At 40.3% G+C, this 4,414-nt stretch carries 5 protein-coding genes; 1 reads left to right on the forward strand and 4 read right to left on the reverse strand.

From position 1 onward, the window contains the following. Window positions 1-360: SMP-30/gluconolactonase/LRE family protein (locus F6K37_RS33110; RefSeq protein ID WP_287254904.1), on the forward strand; the 360-nt coding region annotated here is incomplete at its 5' end. 119 nt (window positions 361-479) lie between these two features. Here the strand turns inward: F6K37_RS33110 and F6K37_RS33115 are convergent. The 4 genes from F6K37_RS33115 to F6K37_RS33130 all read right to left on the reverse strand — a co-directional run bounded on the left by F6K37_RS33115 (window position 480) and on the right by F6K37_RS33130 (window position 4,298). Next, window positions 480-1,280 carry an iron-containing redox enzyme family protein gene (locus F6K37_RS33115; RefSeq protein ID WP_287254906.1) on the reverse strand — a complete coding sequence of 267 codons (801 nt, stop codon included), beginning with the start codon at window positions 1,278-1,280 and terminating at the stop codon, window positions 480-482. Between the two features lie 91 nt (window positions 1,281-1,371). Continuing rightward, entirely contained in the window at window positions 1,372-2,184 is an 813-nt protein-coding gene (locus F6K37_RS33120; RefSeq protein WP_287254908.1) for a class I SAM-dependent methyltransferase, read from the reverse strand. Window positions 2,185-2,299: 115 nt separating this feature from the next. Next, window positions 2,300-2,806, reverse strand: coding sequence for a TerB family tellurite resistance protein (locus F6K37_RS33125; protein WP_287254910.1), 507 nt, complete (start codon window positions 2,804-2,806; stop codon window positions 2,300-2,302). Window positions 2,807-3,500: 694 nt separating this feature from the next. Then, the gene (locus tag F6K37_RS33130) at window positions 3,501-4,298 is read right to left on the reverse strand and encodes a PQQ-dependent sugar dehydrogenase (RefSeq protein WP_287254912.1); all 798 of its coding nucleotides are present in this window, start codon (window positions 4,296-4,298) and stop codon (window positions 3,501-3,503) included. Window positions 4,299-4,414 lie beyond the last annotated feature (116 nt).

Here is a 4,414-nt window from a genome sequence, read left to right on the forward strand (position 1 = left end):
ATTGTCTTTTCCCCAGATGAAACTAAATTATATGTGAATGATTCAGAAAGAGGTCATATTCGGGTTTTTGATGTCAAGCCAGACGGGATGTTAGAGAATGGAAAACTTTTTGCCGAACTGAAACCTCCTAGTCAGGAAGGGGCAGCAGATGGTATGAAGGTAGACATCCAAGGAAATGTTTACAGTACTGGACCTGGAGGAGTTTGGGTTTTTGATCCCAGTGGCAACCTACTGGGCATTATTGAAGTGCCAGAAGCTCCCGCTAATTTAGCCTGGGGCAACAGTGACTACCAAACCCTTTACATTACAGCAAGAAACAGTCTTTACCGTATTCGTCTTAAAATTAAAGGGATGCCCTAGAAAGTTATAGCAATTCTCCTGGATTAATCAGATACTTAGTAGGAGTATAGAATTCATAATTCAAATTAATGGTAGTGGTACACAAGTAGTGATCGATAACAGAAGCGTCTAAACCTCGTCTATTTTCTGGAGATGTCTACTGAAGATAGTTCAAGATTGAGTGCATACATCTCACCCTGGAAGCGCATAAAAATATTCCATACCTCTTCAGTCACCATATAAACTAGGCTACGGGAAACTTCTATCTCATCCAGACGGCGGGCTAGATGGATAGAATCTCCAGCATGATCCGCTTCTACCACGCTATGTAAGGTGAGCCAAGTTAGATCATGCTCAGAAATTTCCTGAGTCCGCATGATTTGCTCATTGAGACATTCATTGAACTTCTTGGCGTAAATCTCTTCTACCAAAAATGCAGCGATGATAATAGTCGGATCAGGAGCATTAAAATAGCCTTCTAGTCGTTGTCTGAGTTTTATCCCAGGTGAGCTAATGTTCAGAGCATCCATTTTCCCGGTAGCAATTGACTCTGGTTGCCAGGGATAAAAGGCATGATAAAAGCGATTATATAGTACAGTATGACACTGTTCAGGATTTCCGTTCCCAAGTTCATCATAGAGCTGTTTTACAAGTAAGCAACGAATAACATTATCGTCGATTCTAGACACAGCACTAGCGAGCCAGCGGACAAACTCTGCAGTAATCCCCTGAAGATTATGGAGAAGCAACCAAATACTGGAAAGATCGATAGGCCTTGAATGCAACCACTGGAAGTAGTCATTTATTATATCTTTTTGCTCGTAAAAATCAATGAGTGCTTCTAGGCTTTGGTAATTCCGATCTGGAGTAGTTGAGTTATTCTCAGGAAAACTCAGAGACACTGGTGATTCTTTCTGAGAAACCGAATGAAATGTAACCATAAAAAAATTGTATCTTGTTAAAAAAGTTAGCCAAAAACATCAGTATAATATTTACTATAGTAATTCAAGAGTGTTGTAGTCTTTAACTTGACTATCGTTTCCCTGATGCCCGATATATTGTCAATGCTGCGGCACACTCAGGCTGGTTCGTAAGATTTCGGAAAAATTCTAGACCGGCTTCTAGCCTTTGAGAATCCTTTCCCAGTTTTCGTGTCATTTCCATGAGAGTTGGTTGTATACAAGAGTGCATATACTCTACCAACTTCTCTAGATCTTGATCTTCAGTATTACCAAAGTTATAAAACGCCCATGGTATATTAGTGACCTCCCGAAAACCCACTGAAGTTAAAAGTGGTCCCAAAATTCGCCCGATACAGGGATTACCATCTGCATATAAGAACATTTCACGGTAAGATTGTAGTAAATATTGATAATCAGGTGAGTCAGGCCAAATCAGGTGAGTTTCGTAATCAGTTTCAGTTACGGTAATTCGACCGCCTGGCTTGAGGACACGGTACGCTTCCTCCAGAATTGCTTTGGGATTTGAGACATGTTCTAAGAACCAGATGGCATAAACATGATCAAAACTGGCATCGGGCCAAGGAAGCTGAATGGCATCACCTACACGCAGATCAATGTTGTTGTCAAAACCAAGAGTATTTAAATAGTGCTTAGCGCATTCTATTTGAGTAGATTCGAGATCGATTCCAGCTACTTTCAAATGCGGAAAACTGTCTAGAATTATTCCTAAGACAGCACCTGTACCACAGCCGATTTCTAACAAATTCTCGGTAGGAAACAAATTGAGATCGCGCAATAGCACTTTGTCCCGCCAATATTGAGCTTGTTTAACTAAGCGTTGTTGCTCTTGATGTGAATAGCCATGTATGTACTTTTTGGACAAGTGTTAGTCTCCCAACTGAACTAATTTAGAAGATTGTCGATCAAGTTTCTAAATTAACATGGATGATTTGAACACACTTTAATTGGCCAGCACAAGAGTGTGTTCAAAATTTTAACTATCCTATTGTTTCTAACACAGTATATCTTAATTTATCTGCTGCCTCTTCCATTTCTACTAGTGATTCAATCGCCATAACATCTGTAATTGAAACACCTAAAATTTGAGCAGCTTTACGAATTGCTTCCTTCTCCTTTTGATGATATTCTCTATCAGCTCGGCACATCTTTATCGCTTGATATAAAATCACTTTGGGCGAATTCATGGGAAAATCAAAATTAATCTTCTCCAATAGCTCTTCGAGATTAACATCTTTCCAATTCAATTTTTTGACAGTGGCAATATACTCTTTACTGATTTCTGGCAAATACTCTTGAGTACATCCGAACAAAACCAGCTCATCAATGTACCAATCCAATTCTGCCTCTGCCAGCTCACCCTCTGCACCAGCAATTGCCAACAACACACGACTATAATTAACCGCAACATCAAAGTCACCAGGTTGGTGAATATTGTATTGTCTTTTTGAATAGGGGGATGGTTGCAGTGCCTTGCCGTTACTCATATTTTGTCCTGGATTTGTCTAAGCCTGATTTACTAATAAAGTATTAATAGTAGACTAATATTTGAACAATGTCAATTTTTGCTAGGGCGTGTCATCAAATAGGTATCAATCTAGTTTAGAATCGATAGCTGTAGAGAGTTGAGTTAATCAGGAGCTGTGCTATAGCAATCCTATCTGATTCGTGAAAGAAATGGGCTGCTTTAAGGCAGAAGGCAGAAGGCACCAGAGTTGGAGCTAGTTTTTAATAAGTCCAGTGATTTTACAAATGATTTAGGATTGCTATATCAGAGCTCAGGGGGTAATATGAGCCCTGAAAAGCATACTATATAAGGCTTTGAGGCCAGTTATCTTAGCAAAGATCAACTCGCAAATTGACCCTACGAATGATTTTCTGGAAGCTCAAACCCTTATAACTACCTCCAACGTCACCCCCAAACAGCATGTATCTTTTTATAACTAATGGGCTGAACTTATTGCCCAGTAAGGATTTTAGCTTGCATGTCACCCCCCCAGGCATTAATCAGAGAATTAGTAGGAGTAGATAATTCATAATTCAGATTAATAATACTGAATTTGTAGGATGGGTATAGCGATAGCGAAACCCATCGCTCTCTCGTTCTTGTTCGGTTTTATCTTTCAACCTAACCTACAATAAGGTTAATTCCATGAACATCATTATTCCAAACTATTATAGTCAATTACGGGATTTCGGTGAAGGGATGATTTTCCTAACTTTACCATCTTGCTTGGATGTGACATAGATTTCTCCTTCTTCGTCCACCCCGAATCGCACATCGGATCGTTTTTTCCCAATAATTTCTAGAAAAGAAGCGTCTCGCTCTCCTTTAAAGAGCCGAAGTTCCTTTATTGTTGCCTGTTTGCCATTGACAAGTTCATCTACAGGAACGTGGAAAAATCTGGCATCATGAGCGAAGTCAGCAAAAATGTATTGACCGATTAATTCAGGAATTGCTTTGCCCCGATAAACATAACCACCAGCGATCGCAATTCCGTAGAAGCCTTTTATGTCGGGGGGGATGTAATGGTCATATTGGGCAACGGGATAAGTATAGCCATAGGAGCGATCGTTTTTGGGTAAGGTCAACAAAACATTTTCATTATTTTCCTCTATCACCCAAGTACCTTCTCGCTCGCCCCAACCATAGTTAGCTCCTTTGATACCAAGATTAATTTCTTCAATAAAAGCCTGACCAGTATCAGCAATCAACATTTTGCCTTCGCCAGCAGTATCCCAGCTAAAACGATGGGGATTACGCAGTCCATAAGCCCAGATTTCACCCAAGGTTTTAGGATCGTCATCCGTAACAAAAGGATTATCACGAGGAATGCCATATCGACCATTAACACTATTATTCCCAAAGGGATCGATTCTGAGAATTTTGCCCAGGGGTGTTCCCAGATTCTGTCCATTATCCAAAGGATCGGTATCCCTAACAGGGTAGCCATCACTACCGCCATGGGAGCAGGTCAAAGTTGCAGAACAGATGAACTAAGTAGGTGGGCATATAGCAATTCTCATAGCTATGAGGTACACAATTTCTGGATTTTAGGGAACAGCGGATCTGGAAGGTGGTGCGTTACGGGACG

The sequence above is a fragment of the Moorena sp. SIO4E2 genome (assembly GCF_010671945.1).
GTDB classification, from domain to species: Bacteria; Cyanobacteriota; Cyanobacteriia; order Cyanobacteriales; family Coleofasciculaceae; genus Moorena; species Moorena producens.

Coding starts and splice junctions, on each gene's coding strand:
- F6K37_RS33115 (WP_287254906.1), bottom strand. CDS start 1,280: ATGGTTACATTTCATTCGGTTTCTCAGAAAGAATCACCAGTGTCTCTG.
- F6K37_RS33125 (WP_287254910.1), bottom strand. CDS start 2,806: ATGAGTAACGGCAAGGCACTGCAACCATCCCCCTATTCAAAAAGACAA.